Consider the following 17,801-nt stretch of genomic DNA (forward strand, 5'->3'; position numbering starts at 1 on the left):
CCGGCGTCACCGTCATCTCCGGCGCCACCAGCCGCCGCAACGACACCGAGTTCGCCGTCGTCCGCGCCGGCATCAACTACAAGTTCGGCTCGTACTGAGATCCCAGCAGGCGGTGCGGGCGCCCGGCGCCCGCGTCGCCCCCTTGCGAAAGCCCGGCTTCGGCCGGGCTTTTTTCGTGTCGCGCGCCGTTTAATCCCGCGAATCTTTCGCAATGCAACGGCGAAGTTTTCGTGAGCGCCCCTCACAAAGCTTCCACGGCCTTCCCACATCTCCGCCGACCACGCGGCCCGTGACCGCCGCGGGGCGTGATCGAGGAGGACGACTCCATGAACAGCGAAGAACGCGACGTCATCTCCGGCATCTTCCAGCGCCTCGAACAGGCCTCCGGCCAGCCACGGGACGCGGATGCCGAGCGCTTCATCGCCGACCGGATCCGGCAGCAGCCCTACGCGCCCTACGCGATGGCGCAGCTGATCTACGTGCAGGAAGAGGCGATCAAGAGCCTGAACCAGCAACTCGAGGAGGCGCGCCGCCAGCAGGCGCAGCCGCAGAGCTCGGGCGGTGGCGGGTTCCTGTCGAGCATCTTCGGCGGCGGATCCCGACCCGAGCCGCAGCCGCAATACGCGCCGCAGCAGCGCCCTGGCGGGGCCTGGGGTGGCCAGCAGCCGGGCTACGGTCAGCAGGCCGCACCCCAGCAGGGCTATCCGCAGCAGCAGGGCGGCCCCTGGGGCGGCCAGCCGGGCTACGGCCAGCAGCAGCCGCCGGCCCGCGGCGGCGGCTTCCTCGCCACCGCCCTGCCGATGGCGGCCGGCGCGGCGGGCGGCATGCTCCTCGGCAGTGCCCTCTCGAACGCCTTCGCGGGCGGCCACTCGCAGCTCGGCAGCGCCGCTTCGGCGGGCCTCGGCGGCGGTGAGACCGTGGTGAACAACTATTACGGCTCGGATGGCGCCAATACCGAGGATCTCGGCGCCCCGCTCGGCGGGGGCGATTTCCAGGACGCCTCCTACGATAACGGCGGCGACGATTTCGGCGGCGATCTCGGCGGCGGCGACGACAGCGACTGGGCCTGATCCGGCCCGGGGCCCGGCGCCGTGTGGCGCCGGGCCTCCCCGTTACAGCACGATGACCCGGGTGCCGATCGGCACGCGGTCGTAGAGATCGGTCACATCCTCGTTCATCATCCGGATGCAGCCCGAGGAGACCGACTGGCCGATTGTGTGCGGCTCGTTGGTGCCGTGGATCCGGTAGAGCGACGAGCCGAGATAGAGCGCGCGGGCCCCGAGTGGATTCTGCGGGCCGCCCGCCATGTGCCGCGGCAGGTCCGGGCGACGGGCGAGCATCTCGGCCGGCGGGATCCAGTCCGGCCATTCGGCCTTGCGGCTCACCGTCTTCAGGCCGGCCCAGGTGAAGCCCGGACGTCCGACGCCGATGCCGTAGCGGAGCGCGCGGCCGCCCGGTTGGACGAGATAGAGATACTTGTTCGGCGTATCGACCACGATGGTGCCGGGCCGCTGCGGCCCGTCATAGGCCACCTCCTGGCGCGCGTAGCGCGGATCGAGGCCGCGCCCGATCCGCTCCTCCGGCGGCTCGCGCATCGCAAATTGCGGCTCCCCCTGAGGCTCGGGCTGGGGATAGAGCCCGGCCTGGGGATAGCCGCCGCCGGGCGGATAGGCGTTGCCCTGCGGGTAGAGTCCGCTCGGCGGCAGGGCCGCGTGGCGCCGCGGCGCCCCGGAATAGGATTGCAGCGGGTCGCCGGAGCCGGGCGGATAGGCGTAGCCGACGGTGGCGGCCTGCGGCTGACGCGGCACCGGGCCGGGGGCCTGGGCGAGGCCGCGCGCATCCTGCGCGCCGCCAGTGACGAGGTACTCGATCAGGCCGCCGCCATACTGGCCGGGCTCGGCATACCGGCTCTGGGCCCGGGCCTCGCCGAGCCAGGCCGCGTCGACCCAGGTCGCGCCGGTCCAGGCTGCGGCGGCCAGCGCCGCCGCGCACACACGCACACGCATCGTTCCCGCTCTCCGGAAGGGTGCGGCCCGGTCACGCCCCGGGTCACCGCTGACGGAACGATCCCCAGGATCCTTCGCGAATCCGGTGAAGGAACATGGTGAATCGAACTGTCGTCCCCCTGCGCGGACCGACCAGCGTGAATCGGCGGTTAAATCGCTCACCGCGCCGTTTCCGTTGAAGGTCTGGAAACCAGTTGGCGGCATCCTGGCGGCGGAACTCGAGAGAATTCGGCCGCGCGAAGCGATGATCCAGAAACGCTACCGTATCGAAGACAGCTTCGGCCTTGCGCAGCAGCCCGTTGCTCAGATTGAATCCGCGCCCGCGGGTGGTGCCCGGCTCGACGAGATCCTGAATGCCATCCATGACCTGCGCCGCATCACCCAGGCGAGCGCGGGCGAGACCGTCGAGGCTTGCCGCCGCGAGCTGAACGAGGTCTTCGCGATGCGCGGCGAGCTCGATCTGATGAAGGAGGCGATCACCCGCACCAAGACGGAGATCGCCGCGCTCTACCGCTCCGAGCACAACGGCAAGGGCATGCGCCGCGCCGCCGACGAGCTCGACGCCGTCGTGGAATCGACCGAGCACGCCACCTCGACGCTCCTCACCGCGATGGAGGATATCGAGCAACAGGCGAACATGCTGCGCGCCACCCGCCTGTCGAAAGCGGCCCAGGAGAACGTCGACGCCATCCTGGAGCGCGTCGTGATCGCCTACGAGGCCTGCAACTTCCAGGATCTGACCGGCCAGCGCATCAGCAAGATCGTCAACGTGATGAAGTTCGTCGAGGATCATCTCGATCGGGTCATCACCGCCTGGAGCGGACTCGAGAGCTTCCGCGACGTGCTGGGCGTCGGATCCGAATCCGTCGATCCGGACGACGAGAAGTCGCTCCTCAACGGGCCGAAGCTTGACGAGGATCCGGGCCATGTCGATCAGTCGGACATCGACGCCCTGTTCGACTGACCCTCGGGCGATCCCGCATGGCGCCATGCGGGCGCCGCCCCTTTCCGGCGGATTCCGGGCGGCTTAAGTGAGCGGGATGAGCCGGCGCGTCCCGTCCGATCTTCCGCCCGACAGTTTCGACGATGGCCTGCCGGAGGGCCGCGACGACGAGGTCGCGGACCTGCCCGACGACGGGCCCGAGATCGACTTCGATTTCGAGCCCGGCGCGGTCCAGGCCGGAACGGAGGTGATCCGCCGGTTCTGGTCGACGCTGCCGCTCTCTCCCGGCGTCTACCGGATGTTCGACGCCAAGGGCGACGTCCTCTACGTCGGCAAGGCCAAGAACCTGAAGGCCCGCGTCGGCTCCTATGCCCGCGGCCAGGCGCATTCGAACCGCATCGCGCGGATGATCTCGCAGACGGCGGCGATGGAGTTCGTCACCACCGCGACCGAGACCGAGGCGCTGCTCCTCGAGGCGAACCTCATCAAGCAGCTGAAGCCCCGCTTCAACGTGCTGATGCGGGACGACAAGTCCTTCCCCTATATCCTCGTCACCGATGACGGCGCGGCGCCGCAGATCGTCAAGCACCGCGGCGCGCGGCGGCGGAAGGGCAGCTATTACGGACCCTTCGCCAGCGTTTGGGCCGTGAATCGCACCGTGAACGCCCTGCAGCGCGCCTTCCTCCTGCGCACCTGCACGGACAGCTACTACGAGAACCGCACGCGGCCCTGCCTGCTGTTCCAGATCAAGCGCTGCTCCGGGCCCTGCACGGGCGAGATCGCCCGCGACGATTATCGTGCGCTCGCCGATTCCGCGAAGACCTTCCTCGACGGCAAGTCGAACGCCGTGAAGGACCGCATGCGCGACGAGATGCAGGCCGCCTCCGATGCGATGGAGTTCGAGCGGGCTGCCCGCTTCCGCGACCGGATCAGCGCGCTCTCCGCCATCCAGGGCGTGCAGGGCGTGAACACCCAAGGCGTCGAGGAGGCCGACGTGTTCGCCCTCGACGAGCAGGCCGGCCAGTTCTGCATCGAGGTGTTCTTCTTCCGGAACTTCCAGAACTGGGGCAACCGCGCCTACTTCCCCAAGGCCGACCGCACCATGACCCCCGAGGAGGTGCTCGGCTCGTTCATCGGCCAGTTCTACGACGACAAGCCGGCGCCGCGCACGGTCCTCACAAGCCATGCGGTGGAAGATGCGGAACTCGTGGCCGCAGCCCTGTCGAGCCGCGTCGAGCACCGGGTCGAGATCCATTGGCCGCGCCGCGGCGAGCGGAAGAATCTCGTCGACTATGCCCAGCGCAACGCCAAGGAGGCGCTGGCGCGCCGCCTCGCCGACACGGCCTCGCAGGGCAAGCTGCTCGCCGCACTGGGCCAGGCCTTCGGGCTCGCCCAACCGCCGCGCCGGATCGAGGTCTACGACAACTCGCACATCATGGGCACGAATGCGGTCGGCGGCATGATCGTTGCGGGCCCCACCGGCTTCATGAAGACGCATTACCGCACCTTCAACATCAAGTCCGAGGAACTGACGCCGGGCGACGATTACGGGATGATGCGCGAGGTGCTGCAGCGCCGCTTCAAGCGGCTGGTGAAGGAGGCGCCGCGCAACGCGGGCGAGGCCGCGGCCTCGGCGCTCGAAGGCGGCGTGGCCGAGCCCGTGCCGGAGCCGCAGGCGGATTCCGACGCCTTTCCGGCCTGGCCCGACCTTGTCCTCATCGACGGCGGCAAGGGCCAGCTCGACGCCGCGCGTGCGGCGCTCGAGGCGGTCGGCGTCTCCGACGTGCCCCTGGTCGGCGTCGCCAAGGGCCGCGACCGCGATGCCGGCCGCGAGACCTTTTTCGTGCCGGGTCGCAGCCCGTTCAAGCTGCCGCCGCGGGACCCGACGCTCTACTTCGTGCAGCGGCTGCGCGACGAGGCGCACCGCTTCGCCATCGGCACGCATCGGGCCAAGCGCAAGCGCGAGATGGTCCGGAACCCGCTCGACGAGATCGCCGGGATCGGGCCGACTCGCAAGCGGGCGCTCCTGCACCATTTCGGTACCGTGAAGGCGATCCAGCGCGCCGCGCTGGAGGACCTCGCCAAGGCGCCGGGGGTCAATGCCGCCACCGCGCGTGCCGTCTACGACTTCTTCCATGCCGGAGCCTGAGGTGAGCGAGACGCCGGACCCGTTGACGCTCGGGGGCAGCCGTGATTTCACCCCGCCGATGAACGCCGTCCTCCCCCGACGCCGGTCGCAGGCCTGGACGCTCGCGAACTGCCTCACCTACGGCCGCCTCGTGGCGGTTCCGGGCATGGTCGGCCTGCTGTTCTTGCCCGAGTCGATCCCCGCGCGCTTCAGTGCCTTCGCGGTCTTCGCCGCTGCCGGCATCACCGATTATCTCGACGGCTACGTCGCCCGCACCTACGCGCAATCCTCGGCGCTCGGCCGGATGCTCGACCCGATCGCCGACAAGCTGCTCGTCGCCGCCTGCCTTCTGATGCTGGTGGCCGACCGCACCATCAGCGGCGTCTCGACCTGGGCCGCCATCGTCATCCTGTGCCGCGAGGTGCTGGTCTCGGGGCTGCGCGAGTACCTCGCCGAGCTGAAGGTCGGCCTGCCGGTGAGCCGGGTGGCCAAATGGAAGACCACGGTGCAGCTCCTGGCGCTCGGCTTCCTCGTCGCCGGGCCCGCGGGCGAGACCATCCTGCCGGGCACCGAGCGGATCGGCATCATCTTGCTGTGGCTCGCTGCCGCCCTGACGCTCTGGACCGGCTGGGACTACATGAGGGCGGGCGTGAAGCACGCCATCGAGGACCCGCGCTGAGCGGGCCGCCGCAGGACCCGAGGACGCCGATGAAGCTCGTCTATTTCGCCTGGGTCCGCGAGCGCGTCGGCCGCCCCGAGGAGGTCGTGGCGCCTCCGGACGAGGTGGCGACCGTGGCCGACCTCGTCGGCTGGCTGCGCGGGCGCGGGGAGGAATACGCCTACGCCTTCGAGAATCCGGGCGTCGTCCGCGCGGCCATCGACCGGGTCCACGCCAAGCACGACGCCTCGATCCGCGGTGCCGCGGAGATCGCGTTCTTCCCGCCCATGACGGGGGGGTGATCCCGGCGGTCCGGGCCGCAAGCCGCATGGCCTTCGTCCCATCACATCAGGACGAGGCGGTGGGTGAAACGGATCGACCGCCGGATCGGTCTAAGCCTTCCGCAATGCCACGGCCGCGATCAGCGCCGCGCCGAGAAGCGTCGCCGCGACGGGCGTCGCCGAATCGGCGTGCCAGAGGGCGACCGCCACGGTGAAGCCGGCGCCGAAGGTCATCTGCGTGAAGCCGTAGAGGCTGGAGGCGGAGCCCGAGGCGCGCGGATCGACGTTCATCAGGCCCGCCACCGCGTTCGGACCCACGAGCCCGACCCCGATCGCGTAGACGAGAAGCGGCAGGATCAGGCTCACCACCGTGAGATAGCCGGCCTGATCGATCGCGAGCAACGTCGCCGCGCCGGCGAGACAGAGGATGTTGCCCGCTCGGGCCACCCGGCGGATCGGCACGCGCAGGGCCAGCCGGCTCGCCAGCACCGCGCCGGCCACCATGCCGAAGACCACGAGCAGGCAATCGAGCCCCACCTCCTGCGACGAGCGGCCGAGCCGGTCGACGAGCAGGAACGGCGCCACCGCCAGGAAGGCGTAGAGGCTGGTCCCGGCGCAGGCTCCGGCGACGAGATAGGCCCGGAAGACGGGATGGCGCAGCAGGCGCAGATAGGCGGCGGCCATGGCGGTGAGCCCCGGCAACGCCACCTTGTGCCGGTTGGTCTCCGGCAAGGTCAGCACCACGAGCGTGCCGAGAACCGCCACCAAAGCCGCGAGCACGCCGAACACCGCGCGCCAGCCGAAGGCCTCGTTGACGAGGCCGCCGATGGCCGGTGCCAGCGCCGGGGTCAGCGTCATCGCCATGGTGAGGAGGGCGAGCTTGCGTGCCGCATCCGCCGCGCCGGAGACGTCGCGCACCATGGCCCGCCCGATCACGAGGGCGCTGCAGGCGCCCAGCGACTGCAGCACCCGAGCCACCACGAGGGTGGCGATGTTGGGCGCCGGGATCGCGAGGAGCAGCCCGGCGAGGTAGAGGGCGAGCCCGACGATGAGCACCGGGCGCCGGCCGTAGCGGTCGGAGAGCGGGCCGTAGACGAGCTGGCCGCCCGCCAGGCCCACGATGTAGAGGGTGATGGTGAGCTGCGCGGCGGTCGGCGTGGTGCCGAGATCCCCCGCGGCGGCGGCGAGCGCCGGCACGAAGATGTGCAGGGCCACGGTGCCGGTCATGGTCACCGCGACGAGGAGCGGGAACGAGGCGCGGCGCGGGGCCGCCTCCGGTTGTCGATCCGACATCAGGCGGCCCGCGGCGCGATCCTCACTGCGTGCGTGCGCGGTCCACGACGGCCCGCGCCGCCGCGAAGGCCTCGTCCGCGTCGAGCTCGGTGGTGTCGAGCACCACCGCGTCCGCGGCCGCCTTCAGCGGGGCCGTGCTGCGCGAGGCGTCTCGGGCGTCGCGGGCCTCGATGTCGGCCAGGATCGCCGCGAGGGTCACGCTCTCGCCCCGTCCCGTCAGCTCGCGGTGGCGGCGCCGGGCACGCTCTCCGGCGCTCGCGGTGATGAAGAGCTTCACCCGCGCCTCCGGGCAGATCACGGTGCCGATGTCGCGGCCGTCGAGGACGGCGCCCTGCGGCGTGCCGGCGAAGCGCTGCTGCCAGGCCAGCAGCGCGGCGCGCACGGCCGGGATGCCGGAGATGCGCGAGGCCGCCTCGCCCATGGCCCGCTCGCGCAGGCGCGGATCGGCGAGCCGGTCGGCGATGAGCGACGCCGCGGCCTGGGCCGCCGCCTGCTCGTCGTCAAGGGAGGCGCCTGCATCGATCAGCGTCAGCGCCACGGCGCGGTAGAGCAGCCCCGTGTCGAGGTGCGGCAGGCCGTAATGATCGGCCAGCCGCCGGGCGAGCGTGCCCTTGCCGGACGCCGCCGGCCCGTCGATCGCGATGACCATCGGCATCGTGCGTCAGGCCTCGATCCGTCCGCCGAGGTCCCGCATCGTCGGCAGGAAGCTCGGGAAGCTGGTGGCGATCATCGCGCCGTCATCCACGGTGACGGGCTCGCGGGTGGCGAGGCCCATCACCAGGAAGGCCATGGCGATACGGTGGTCGAGATGGGTGGCGACGGTGCCGCCGCCCTGCGGGGCGGCGCCGTCGCCGTGCACGACGAGGTCATCGCCCTGCACCTCGAAGCGGACTCCGTTCGCCTTGAGCCCCGCCGCGACCGCTTCGAGGCGGTCGGATTCCTTGACGCGCAGCTCGTGCAGGCCAGCCATCCGCGTGGTGCCCTCGGCGAAGGCGGCGGCGACGGCGAGGACGGGGTACTCGTCGATCATGCTCGGCGCACGCTCCGGCGGCACGGCGACCCCCTTGAGCCGGCTCGCCCGCACGCGCAGGTCGGCGACGGTCTCGCCGCCCTCCTCGCGCTCGTCCATCCGCTCGATCTCGGCGCCCATCTCCAGAAGCGTCGTGATCAGGCCGATGCGAAGCGGGTTCATCATGACGCCGCGCAGCGTCACCTCGGAACCCGGCACGATCAGCGCCGCCACCAGCGGGAAGGCGGCCGAGGACGGGTCGGCGGGCACGATGACGTCGGTGCCGCGCAGGGTCGGCTGGCCGGTGAGCGCCACCGCGCGGCCATGCCCACCGGGGCCGTGCGGCGTGACGGCGACCTCGGCGCCGAACAGGCGCAGCATGCGCTCGGTATGATCGCGCGTCGCGGCGGCCTCGATCACCGTGGTGGTGCCGGGCGCGTTGAGGCCAGCCAGCAGCACGGCGGACTTGATCTGCGCCGAGGCGGCCGGCGTCTCATAGGTGATCGGGATCGCCTCGCGGGGGCCGCGCAGCGTCAGCGGCACGCGTCCGCCCGCCGCCTCCGAGACGACCTCGGTGCCCATTTTCACCAGGGGATCGAGGATGCGTCGCATCGGCCGGCTGCGCAGCGACGCGTCGCCGTCGAAGGTCGCGGTGACGGGCTGGCCGCCGACCACGCCCATCATCAGGCGCGAGCCGGTCCCGGCATTGCCGAAATCGAGGGTCTCGGCCGGGTCGCTCATCCCGCCGATGCCGACGCCGCGGACCACCCAGCGCCCCTCGCCGAGCCGCTCGACCCCGGCGCCGAGCGCCTTGGCCGCGGCGGCGGTGCGCAGCACGTCGTCGCCTTCGAGCAGGCCCTCGACGCGGGTCTCGCCGATGGCGAGCAGCCCGAGGATCATCGCCCGGTGCGAGATCGACTTGTCGCCCGGCGGCTTCAGGGCGCCGCGCAAGGGCGCGCCGGGCGAGGCGGTGAGCGGCTGCGGATCGTCGGAGGCGTGGGGCACGGGGCGAATCTCGGCGCGAATCTCGATGTCGTCCGGTGCGCGGCGGGCGCGCGGACGTGCTGTGGAGCAGGAGCGCGGGGCCGGTTAGCACCAATGCCGTCCGCCGTCATCCTGGACCGGGTGGAGGCCTGCTCCCGCGGATGGTCATCCGGGCCGAACCCGCTGAGGATTGGGCCGGAATCCGTTCCATTTGACAGGTCCGTGCGCCGCGACTAACGGGGCCCCTCCCCAGACAGCACCGTGACGAGGTTTTCCCCGTGGCCCGACCGGAACTCGGATTGAAGCGCCAGTGCATGAACTGCGGCGCGAAATTCTACGATCTCGCCCGCGATCCCGCGACCTGCCCGAAATGCGGCTCGGTCTATCAGGGCGCCGCCCCGAGCCGTGTCGCGGCTCCCGCGCTCTCGCGCAGCACCGATGAGGACGAGGACGAGACGGACGAGAAGGGCCCGGAGATGGTCTCCCTCGACGAGGTCGAGGCTGCCGAGGACGATGCGGATACCTCGACCGACGACGAGGCCGGCGACGATGCGGGCGGCGACGACGATGCCGACACCTTCCTCGAGGAGGAGGATGCCGGCGACGACGACGTGTCCGACCTGATCGACGGCGACATCGAGAGCGACGAGGAGAACTGACGCGACCCTGCCGGGCCGTCCGCGTATGAGCGGCGGCCGCCGATCCAAAAAATGATCGGCCGGTGCAAAAAGGGGGTTGAGTCCGGGTCGAGACCCGCCTAAACACCGCCTCGCCGACGGACGACAGCGCCGCCGGCGAGACGCCACCGCGAGCGACCAGAGCGCGGCGGCTGATGAAAGTGGGGCCTTAGCTCAGCTGGGAGAGCGCTTCCATGGCATGGAAGAGGTCATCGGTTCGATCCCGTTAGGCTCCACCATCTTTCCCCTTTCGAAACAACAGAGACTGCATGGACGCCGCGTCGCCCGCCCCTTATGGCGTGCGGAGGCTGCGCGGACGCGGCTTGCCGCCCTCCTGTCCTTCTGCGGTGCGCTGGTGATGTCCCTGTCCCTCGCTTCGGCCGAACCGCTCACGGCGCCGCGCGCCGACGACGCGGCCGGGCTCGTGGCGGATCTCCGCGCGCGCATCCTCGCCGCGCCGAGCGCCACGGCCGTGCTGGAGGCGTGGTGCGCCGAGCGGGGCCTGGCAGCCGAGCCGCGCCTCGTCGCGCGCCGCGTCGCCGCGCCGGACAAGCCGCTCTCGGCCGAGCAGCGCCAGCGCCTCGCCATCGCGCCCGACGAGCCGGTGCGCTATCGCCGCGTGCGCCTCGCCTGCGGCGAGCATGTCCTGTCGGAGGCCGACAACTGGTACGTTCCGGCCCGGCTGACGCCGGCCATGAACGCCGCCCTCGACGGCACGGACGCGCCCTTCGGCCGTGTGGTTCGGCCGCTCGGTCCCAGCCGGCGCAACATCGCGCTGCGGCCGGCCGCCGATCCGGGTCCCCGGCCGGGCCGCGACACGCCGCTCTTCGAGGTGGACGCGGTGCTCGCCACCGGCGCGGGCCTGCCCTTCTGCGAGGTGGCCGAGATCTATCTCGGCGCCGTGCTCGGGTCCCGGCTGCGCTGAGGCGCCCGCGGCCCTTGCTCCGGCCGCGCCCCCCCGGCTAATCCCTCCGGCCCGCGCCGAAGCACGGGCAAGGGAGGACCTCATGCATCTGCGACCCCTGATCCACGCCTCCGCGCTCGTCGCAAGCCTGCTCGCGGGCGGCATCGCCCAGGCCGCGGGCGGCGACCCGAGCGGCATCTGGCTCACCGAGACGGGCGATTCGAAGGTGCGCCTCGCCCGCTGCGGCGCCGGATTCTGCGGCACGCTGGTCAGCGTGACCGGCAAGGGGCTCGACGCCAACAATCCCGACCCCGCGCTCCGCACGCGCAGCGTGGTCGGCGTGCAGATCGTCAACGCCGCGAGCGCAACCTCGGACGGCTACGAGGGCACGCTCTACAACCCGAAGGACGGCAAGACCTATTCCGGCTCGCTCAAGATGACGGGACCGGACACCGTGGTGGTGTCCGGCTGCGTGATGAGCGTGTTCTGCAAGCGCCAGACCTGGAAGCGGGTGAAGTGAGGGTTCATCCGGCATCCCGTTGATCCGTTCGGATGTCGGATGGCGTCCTCGCTCTGACGCCGCCGGGGCTTGGCTGATCCCGCCTCCGGCCCGAGCAACCGGACGCGGAATCAGCCTGCCCACACCGCGCGGTAGAGCGCCTCGATCTCCTCGGCCGAGGGCTCCCGGGGATTGTTGGCCGGCGAACCGGAGGCGAGCGCCTGACGGGCCATGGTCGGCAGCAGGTCCGACCAGCGGCCCGCATCGATGCCGTAGGCGCGCGGCCCCGGCACCTCGAGATCGGCATTGAGGGCACGGAGCGCCGCGATCAGCCGCTCGACCGCACGGTCGTCCGCCTCGCCCTCCTCCGCCACGCCCATGGCACGGGCGCAATCGGCGTAGCGCGCCGTCGCGGCCGGCGCCGAGAAGGCGGTGACGGCGGGCAGCAGCATCGCGTTCGAGAGGCCGTGCGCCACGTGGAAATGCGCGCCGATCGGCCGGCTCATGCCGTGGACGAGCGCCACCGAGCTGTTCGAGAAGGCGATCCCCGCCTGCGTCGCGCCGATCATCATCGCCTCGCGGGCACGGCGATCGCCGGCATCCGCCCAGACCCGGCGCAGGTTCGGCGCGATGAGGCGCATGGCCGAGAGCGCCAATCCGTCCGAGAACGGGTTCGCCCGCTTCGAGACATAGGCCTCGATGGCATGGGTCAGCGCGTCGATGCCGGTATCGGCGGTGAGGCGGCGCGGCTTGGTGAGCGTCAGCTCGTAATCGACGAGCGCCGCGACCGGCAGATAGGCGAGCCCGATGCAGAGCATCTTCTCGTCGGTCGCCGCGTCGGTGACGATGGTGAAGCGCGTCGCCTCCGATCCGGTGCCGGCCGTGGTCGGGATCGCCACGATCGGCAGCCCTGCTTCGTCCTGCAGGTGCGGGGCCTTGAAGGCGCGCATCGGCCCGCCGAACCGGGCGAGTACCGCGACGGCCTTGGCCGTGTCCATCGGGCTGCCGCCGCCGAAGCCGACGACGCAGTCGTGATCGCCCGCCTTGAGCGCCGCGAGCGCGGCCTCCACCGAGGCGACGGTCGGGTCCGGCACCGTCTCGCTGAACACGGCAGCCGACAGGCCCGCCGCGCGCAGGCCCGCGATCAGGCTCTCGACGCGCCCGCTGCCGGCGAGGAACGGATCGGTGACGACGAAGGGGCGCGACAGGCCCAATTGTCCCAGCACCTCCGGCAGCAGGGCCGAGGCACCGGCCCCGATCCGCATCAGGCGCGGCAGGGCGATCGCGCTCACCATGGGGTCCTCCCGTGTTGTCTCTGCTGGCTTTCGGGAAGGCTAGAGGGTGCCGAAGGCCGCGAAAACCCATCCGCGTTACAGCCCGGCTCCCGCGAACAGCCCCTGCGCCGCCCGCACCTCGGCCGCGATGAAGCCGGCGACCGCCCGGACATGCGCAGCCTTCCGGTAATCCTCGTGGATGTGCATGTGGAAGGTGCGCGTCAGCGACAGGCGCTCCGGCAGCACCGGCACCAGCCCCGGATGGCCCGCGGCGATGAAGGCCGGCAGGATACACAGGCCCGCCCCCGCGAGCGTCGCGTGGACCTGGGCCAGCAGGTTGGTGCTGCGGAGGCGGGCGAGCGGCGGCGGATCGACCTCGTTGAGGTAGTTCAGCTCCCGCGCGAACAGCATGTCCTCGATATAGCCGACGAAGGGATGCCGGACGAAGTCGGCCGCGCTGCGGATCGGTGCGGCGGCCTCCAGATAGGCCGACGATCCGTAGACGCAGAGGCGGTAATCGGTCAGGCGCCGCGCCACCACCCGCGCCTGCTGCGGGGCCGACAGGCTGATGACGATGTCGGCCTCGCGCTTCGAGAGGCTGAAGATGCGGGCGGTCGCCAGGATCTCGATCTCGAGCCCCGGATGCCGTCCGGTGAGACGGTGCATCCGCGGGGCCAGGAACAGGCTGCCGAAACCGTCCGGCGCGCCGATCCGCACCGTGCCGGAGACGCCGTGCCCCTCCCCGGCCGGCCCGGTTCGTGCGCCGAGAAACGCGCTCTCCATCGCCTCGGCGACGCCGAGCAGCGCCTCCCCTGCCTCGGTCAGCGCGTAGCCGACATGGCTCCGGTGGAACAGGCTGCGGCCGAGCGCCTCCTCCAGGGCCAGGATGCGCCGGGCGACCGTCGTGTGCTCGGTCGCGGTCTGGCGCGCGGCGGCCGTGAGCGTGCCGGAGCGGGCCACCGCCAGGAAGAAGCGCAGGTCGTCCCAGCTCTGCCCGGACCTCTTCCGCGCGACCATGCCGACCCCCGCTGCAATGTGCATTGATGCACAACGGATGCGAGCCCGTCCAACTTTATCGCCCATCAAAGGCTGGTAGGCTCGCGCCAAAATCACGAGGAAGCACCAGGAGGCGCCGCATGCGCAGCGTGGGTCATTTCATCGACGGCAAGGTCGTCGAGGGCACGAGCGGGCGCTTCGCCGACGTGTTCCATCCCTCGACCGGTGAGGTCCAGGCGCGGGTGGCTCTGGCGAGCCGGGCCGAGCTGCGCCGGGCGGTCGAGAACGCGCGCGACGCGCAGCCCGGCTGGGCCGCACAGAACCCGCAGAAGCGCGCCCGCGTGATGATGCGCTTCCTTGAGCTGATCCGCGGCGAGATGCAGGGCCTCGCCGAGCTTCTAGCGTCCGAGCACGGCAAGACGGTGCCGGACGCCAAGGGCGACATCCAGCGCGGCGTCGAGGTGGTGGAGTTCGCCTGCGGCATCCCGCACCTGCTCAAGGGCGAGTACACCGAGGCCGCCGGCACCGGCATCGACGTCTACTCGATGCGCCAGCCGCTCGGCGTGGTCGCGGGCATCACGCCCTTCAACTTCCCGGCGATGATCCCGCTGTGGAAATGCGCGCCGGCCATCGCCTGCGGCAACAGCTTCATCCTGAAGCCGTCGGAGCGCGACCCGAGCGTGCCGATGCGCATCGCCGAGCTGTTCCTCGAGGCCGGTCTGCCGCCGGGCGTGCTCAACGTGGTCAACGGCGACAAGGAGGCGGTGGACGCCATCCTCGACGACGAGGACATCCGGGCGGTCGGCTTCGTCGGCTCCTCGTCCATCGCCGAGTACATCTACGTGCGCTCCGCCCAGACGGGGAAGCGCGCGCAGTGCTTCGGCGGCGCCAAGAACCACATGATCGTGATGCCCGATGCCAATATGGATCAGGCCGTCGATGCGCTGATCGGTGCGGGCTACGGCTCCGCGGGCGAGCGCTGCATGGCGATCTCGGTGGCCGTGCCGGTGGGCGAGAAGACCGCCGACGCCCTGATGGAGCGGCTGATTCCCCGCGTCGAGTCGCTCCGGATCGGCCCCTCCCACGACGAGAGCGCCGATTACGGGCCCCTCGTCACCGCCGAGGCCGTGGCGCGCGTGAAGGGCTACATCGATACCGGCGTGCGCGAGGGCGCGCATCTCGCCGTCGACGGACGCGGCTTCAAGCTCCAGGGCTACGAGAACGGCTTCTACATGGGCGGCTCGCTGTTCGACCGCGTGACGCCCGAGATGACGATCTACAAGGAGGAGATCTTCGGCCCCGTGCTCTCGGTGGTCCGCGCCAACACGTACGAGGAGGCGCTGGCGCTGCCCTCGACGCACCAGTACGGCAACGGCGTCGCCATCTTCACCCAGGACGGCGACGCGGCGCGCGACTTCACGGCGCGGGTCAATGTCGGCATGGTCGGCGTGAACGTGCCGATCCCGGTGCCGATCGCCTATCACACCTTCGGCGGCTGGAAGCGCTCGGGCTTCGGCGATCTCAACCAGCACGGCCCGGATGCGATCCGCTTCTACACCAAGACCAAGACGGTGACGCAGCGCTGGCCCTCGGGCATCAAGAGCGGCGCCGAGTTCTCGATCCCGACCATGCGCTGACGGTCGGCCCTCCCCCCTCTGCGGGAGAGGGCGGAGGCGGGGCGGGCGAGGGGAGCCCCGCCTCTGGAGAGGGCGAAGCGGCGATGCCGCGCTCGATCCGGTCGCGTCGCCCCCTCTCCCGACGCCGTTCGGGCGCTACCCGCCCCCGCAGAGGAGCGACGGAGACTATGGAGGACACGCCATGAGCTTCGGCCTCAGCGAGGATCAGGTCGCGATCCGGGACATGGCGGCGGGCTTCGCGGCCGAGCAGATCGCGCCGCACGCTCTCGACTGGGACGAGCGCAAGCATTTCCCCGTCGAGACCCTGCGCGCCGCGGCGGGCCTCGGCATGGCCGCAATCACGGTGCGCGAGGATGTCGGCGGCTCAGGGCTGAGCCGTGTCGATTCGAGCCTCATCTTCGAGGCGCTCAGCACCGCCTGCCCGACGGTGGCGGCCTTCCTCTCGATTCACAACCTCACCGCCTGGATCCTCGACCGCTTCGGCTCCGAGGAGCAGCGCCGCGCTTGGCTCCCGGCCCTGGCGCGCATGGATCGGATCGCGAGCTACTGCCTGACCGAGCCCGGCTCCGGCTCCGACGCGGCGGCGCTCCGCACCCGGGCCGAGCGCGACGGCGACCATTACGTGCTCGACGGCGAGAAGCAGTTCATCTCGGGTGCCGGTGCCAGCGACCTCTACCTCGTCATGGCGCGGACCGGTGGCCCGGGGCCGGATGGCGTCTCGGCGATCCTGGTGGAGAAGGATACGCCCGGCCTCAGCTTCGGGGCCAACGAGCGCAAGATGGGCTGGAACGCGCAGCCGACCCGGTCCGTGCGCTTCGACAGCCTGCGGGTGCCGGTGGCGAACCGGGTCGGCGCCGAGGGCCAGGGCTTCCGCATCGCCATGGCCGGACTCGATGGCGGCCGGCTCAACATCGCCGCCTGCTCCCTCGGGGGCGCGCAAGGGGCCCTTGACCGGACGCTGGCCTACATGGCCGACCGGCGGGCCTTCGGCCGCGTGCTCACCGACTTCCAGGCCCTGCAGTTCCGCCTCGCCGACATGGCGACCGATCTCGAGGCCTCGCGCGCCTTCCTGCGCCACGCGGCCTCGGCTCTCGATGCCGGCGCACCGGAGGCGACCGCGCTCTGCGCCATGGCCAAGCGCCACGTGACGGATGCCGCCTTCCGCGTCGCCAACGACGCGCTGCAACTGCATGGGGGCTACGGCTATCTCGCCGAGTACGGCATCGAGAAGATTGTCCGCGACCTGCGCGTGCACCAGATCCTGGAAGGCACGAACGAGATCATGCGGGTGATCGTGGCGCGCCACCTGATCGGGGGGCGCTGATGGACGAGGTCATCGTCGAGACCGTCGGCAGGCTGGGACGGCTCCGCCTCAACCGGCCGAAGGCGCTGAATGCCTTGACCCACCGCATGGTCGGCCTGATCGATCGGGCGCTCGACCGGTTCGCCGAGGATCCGGACATCGCCTGCGTGCTGCTGACCGGCGAGGGCGAGCGCGGCCTCTGCGCCGGGGGCGACGTGCGCTCGCTCTACGAGAGCGAGGGGACCGCCTTCGCGGAACGCTTCTGGCGCGACGAGTACCGCCTCGACGCGCGCATCGCCCATTTCGAGAAGCCCTTCGTCGCCGTGATGGACGGGATCACCATGGGCGGCGGTGTCGGGCTCTCGGCCCATGCCCGACACCGCGTCGTCACCGAGCGCTCCCGCGTCGCGATGCCGGAGACCGGGATCGGCTACCTGCCCGATGTGGGGGCCACCTGGCTGCTGCCGCGGGCGCCCGGCGAGATCGGCACCTATCTCGGCCTGACCGGCGCGCCGATGGAGGCGGCCGACGCGATCCATGCCGGCTTCGCCGACGCCCTGGTCCCGACGACCGCCCTCCCCCGCCTGATCGCGGCCCTGGCGGACTTGCCGGCCGAATCGGACCATGAGGATGCCGCGGTGACGATCCGGGCCCTGGCGCGCGATCCCGGCCCCGCCCCGCTGGAGGCGCATCGCGCGGTGATCGACCGCTGCTTCGCCTTCGACATGATGGACGAGATCCTCGCGGCGCTGGAGGCGGATGGGTCCGCATTCGCGACGGCGACGCGCGCGACCCTCGCCGAGAAGGCGCCCGCGAGCCTCGTGCTGACGCTCTGCCTGCTGCGCCGCGGACGCACCGCCCCGAGCCTCGAGGATTGTCTCGAGCGCGAGTTCCACGCCTCCCTCGCCATGCTCGCCGAGGGTGATTTTCGCGAGGGCGTGCGCGCTGCGGTGATCGACAAGGACCGCAACCCGCGCTGGTCGCCGCCGAGGCTGGATCAGGTCGATCCGGCCCGGATCGCGCGCTGGCTGGAGCCGCGCGCGGCGCCGGTCTTCCCCGGCCAGCCCGATCGGCATGTCCCCTCGACCACTTCAGCCTGAGGTGCAACGCGAAGCGGAGGCCTCGAAGAGGCCTCCATGAGACGCCGGGATTTCTGGAGGCCTCCTTCGAGGCCCGCTGACGCGGGCACCTCAGAATGAGGTCGGTGCC

Annotated in this window: 17 protein-coding genes, 1 tRNA gene and 1 pseudogene; 13 read left to right on the forward strand and 6 right to left on the reverse strand. The window is 71.3% G+C overall.

Annotated features, from left to right (window positions below; genetic code table 11):
* Positions 1-98: pseudogene (locus MET9862_RS30075) on the forward strand (porin family protein); the annotation flags it as partial.
* A 228-nt stretch (positions 99-326) separates the two neighbouring features.
* Positions 327-1,070, forward strand: coding sequence for a DUF2076 domain-containing protein (locus tag MET9862_RS12790; protein WP_142583341.1), 744 nt, complete (start codon positions 327-329; stop codon positions 1,068-1,070).
* A 42-nt stretch (positions 1,071-1,112) separates the two neighbouring features.
* On the opposite strand, the gene MET9862_RS12795 is transcribed toward MET9862_RS12790, so the two are convergent.
* Positions 1,113-2,006, reverse strand: coding sequence for a L,D-transpeptidase (locus MET9862_RS12795; protein ID WP_142583342.1), 894 nt, complete (start codon positions 2,004-2,006; stop codon positions 1,113-1,115).
* Positions 2,007-2,250: 244 nt separating this feature from the next.
* Here MET9862_RS12795 and MET9862_RS12800 point away from each other — a divergent pair, with 244 nt between their 5' ends.
* From MET9862_RS12800 to moaD, 4 genes are all read left to right on the forward strand, one after another.
* Positions 2,251-2,970 (forward strand): protein phosphatase CheZ, encoded by a 720-nt coding sequence (locus MET9862_RS12800; protein WP_142583343.1) that lies wholly within the window; start codon positions 2,251-2,253, stop codon positions 2,968-2,970.
* Between the two features lie 76 nt (positions 2,971-3,046).
* Positions 3,047-5,098 carry an excinuclease ABC subunit UvrC gene (gene uvrC / locus MET9862_RS12805; protein ID WP_142583344.1) on the forward strand — a complete coding sequence of 684 codons (2,052 nt, stop codon included), beginning with the start codon at positions 3,047-3,049 and terminating at the stop codon, positions 5,096-5,098.
* Between the two features lie 58 nt (positions 5,099-5,156).
* Positions 5,157-5,756 (forward strand): CDP-diacylglycerol--glycerol-3-phosphate 3-phosphatidyltransferase, encoded by a 600-nt coding sequence (pgsA, locus tag MET9862_RS12810; RefSeq protein WP_142583383.1) that lies wholly within the window; start codon positions 5,157-5,159, stop codon positions 5,754-5,756.
* A 29-nt stretch (positions 5,757-5,785) separates the two neighbouring features.
* Positions 5,786-6,037 (forward strand): molybdopterin converting factor subunit 1, encoded by a 252-nt coding sequence (gene moaD, locus MET9862_RS12815; RefSeq protein WP_142583345.1) that lies wholly within the window; start codon positions 5,786-5,788, stop codon positions 6,035-6,037.
* Positions 6,038-6,127: 90 nt separating this feature from the next.
* Here the strand turns inward: moaD and MET9862_RS12820 are convergent, their stop codons facing one another.
* Genes MET9862_RS12820 through aroA form a run of 3 tightly spaced genes read right to left on the reverse strand, consistent with a single transcriptional unit; the run spans position 6,128 to position 9,323 of the window.
* Positions 6,128-7,309, reverse strand: coding sequence for a multidrug effflux MFS transporter (locus tag MET9862_RS12820; protein ID WP_142583346.1), 1,182 nt, complete (start codon positions 7,307-7,309; stop codon positions 6,128-6,130).
* A 22-nt stretch (positions 7,310-7,331) separates the two neighbouring features.
* Positions 7,332-7,964, reverse strand: coding sequence for a (d)CMP kinase (gene cmk / locus MET9862_RS12825; RefSeq protein ID WP_142583347.1), 633 nt, complete (start codon positions 7,962-7,964; stop codon positions 7,332-7,334).
* Between the two features lie 6 nt (positions 7,965-7,970).
* Complete coding sequence (gene aroA, locus MET9862_RS12830; RefSeq protein ID WP_142583348.1) at positions 7,971-9,323, reverse strand: 3-phosphoshikimate 1-carboxyvinyltransferase; 1,353 nt, start codon at positions 9,321-9,323, stop codon at positions 7,971-7,973.
* A 257-nt stretch (positions 9,324-9,580) separates the two neighbouring features.
* On the opposite strand from aroA, the gene MET9862_RS12835 reads away from it, so the two are divergent.
* From MET9862_RS12835 to MET9862_RS12850, 4 genes are all read left to right on the forward strand, one after another.
* Positions 9,581-9,961, forward strand: a complete 381-nt coding sequence (locus MET9862_RS12835; protein ID WP_142583349.1) for a TIGR02300 family protein — start codon at positions 9,581-9,583, stop codon at positions 9,959-9,961.
* A gap of 181 nt (positions 9,962-10,142) precedes the next feature.
* Positions 10,143-10,218: transfer RNA gene (locus MET9862_RS12840), tRNA-Ala, on the forward strand.
* 119 nt (positions 10,219-10,337) lie between these two features.
* Positions 10,338-10,904, forward strand: coding sequence for a hypothetical protein (locus tag MET9862_RS12845; RefSeq protein ID WP_142583350.1), 567 nt, complete (start codon positions 10,338-10,340; stop codon positions 10,902-10,904).
* A gap of 82 nt (positions 10,905-10,986) precedes the next feature.
* Positions 10,987-11,403, forward strand: a complete 417-nt coding sequence (locus tag MET9862_RS12850; RefSeq protein WP_142583351.1) for a DUF2147 domain-containing protein — start codon at positions 10,987-10,989, stop codon at positions 11,401-11,403.
* A gap of 110 nt (positions 11,404-11,513) precedes the next feature.
* Here the strand turns inward: MET9862_RS12850 and MET9862_RS12855 are convergent, their stop codons facing one another.
* Both MET9862_RS12855 and MET9862_RS12860 read right to left on the reverse strand, forming a co-directional pair.
* Entirely contained in the window at positions 11,514-12,677 is a 1,164-nt protein-coding gene (locus MET9862_RS12855) for an iron-containing alcohol dehydrogenase (protein WP_142583352.1), read from the reverse strand.
* Between the two features lie 75 nt (positions 12,678-12,752).
* Positions 12,753-13,673, reverse strand: coding sequence for a LysR family transcriptional regulator (locus MET9862_RS12860; protein WP_142583353.1), 921 nt, complete (start codon positions 13,671-13,673; stop codon positions 12,753-12,755).
* 119 nt (positions 13,674-13,792) lie between these two features.
* Here MET9862_RS12860 and MET9862_RS12865 point away from each other — a divergent pair, with 119 nt between their 5' ends.
* The 3 genes from MET9862_RS12865 (at position 13,793) to MET9862_RS12875 (ending at position 17,692) form a co-directional block, all read left to right on the forward strand.
* Complete coding sequence (locus tag MET9862_RS12865; RefSeq protein ID WP_142583354.1) at positions 13,793-15,289, forward strand: CoA-acylating methylmalonate-semialdehyde dehydrogenase; 1,497 nt, start codon at positions 13,793-13,795, stop codon at positions 15,287-15,289.
* A 181-nt stretch (positions 15,290-15,470) separates the two neighbouring features.
* Positions 15,471-16,613 carry an acyl-CoA dehydrogenase family protein gene (locus MET9862_RS12870; RefSeq protein ID WP_142583355.1) on the forward strand — a complete coding sequence of 381 codons (1,143 nt, stop codon included), beginning with the start codon at positions 15,471-15,473 and terminating at the stop codon, positions 16,611-16,613.
* A complete protein-coding gene (locus tag MET9862_RS12875) occupies positions 16,613-17,692 on the forward strand; it encodes an enoyl-CoA hydratase/isomerase family protein (RefSeq protein ID WP_142583356.1) in 1,080 nt (359 codons plus the stop codon). The genes MET9862_RS12870 and MET9862_RS12875 overlap by 1 nt, the downstream gene beginning before the upstream one ends.
* Positions 17,693-17,801 lie beyond the last annotated feature (109 nt).

The organism is Methylobacterium symbioticum, from assembly GCF_902141845.1.
Lineage (GTDB): Bacteria > Pseudomonadota > Alphaproteobacteria > Rhizobiales > Beijerinckiaceae > Methylobacterium > Methylobacterium symbioticum.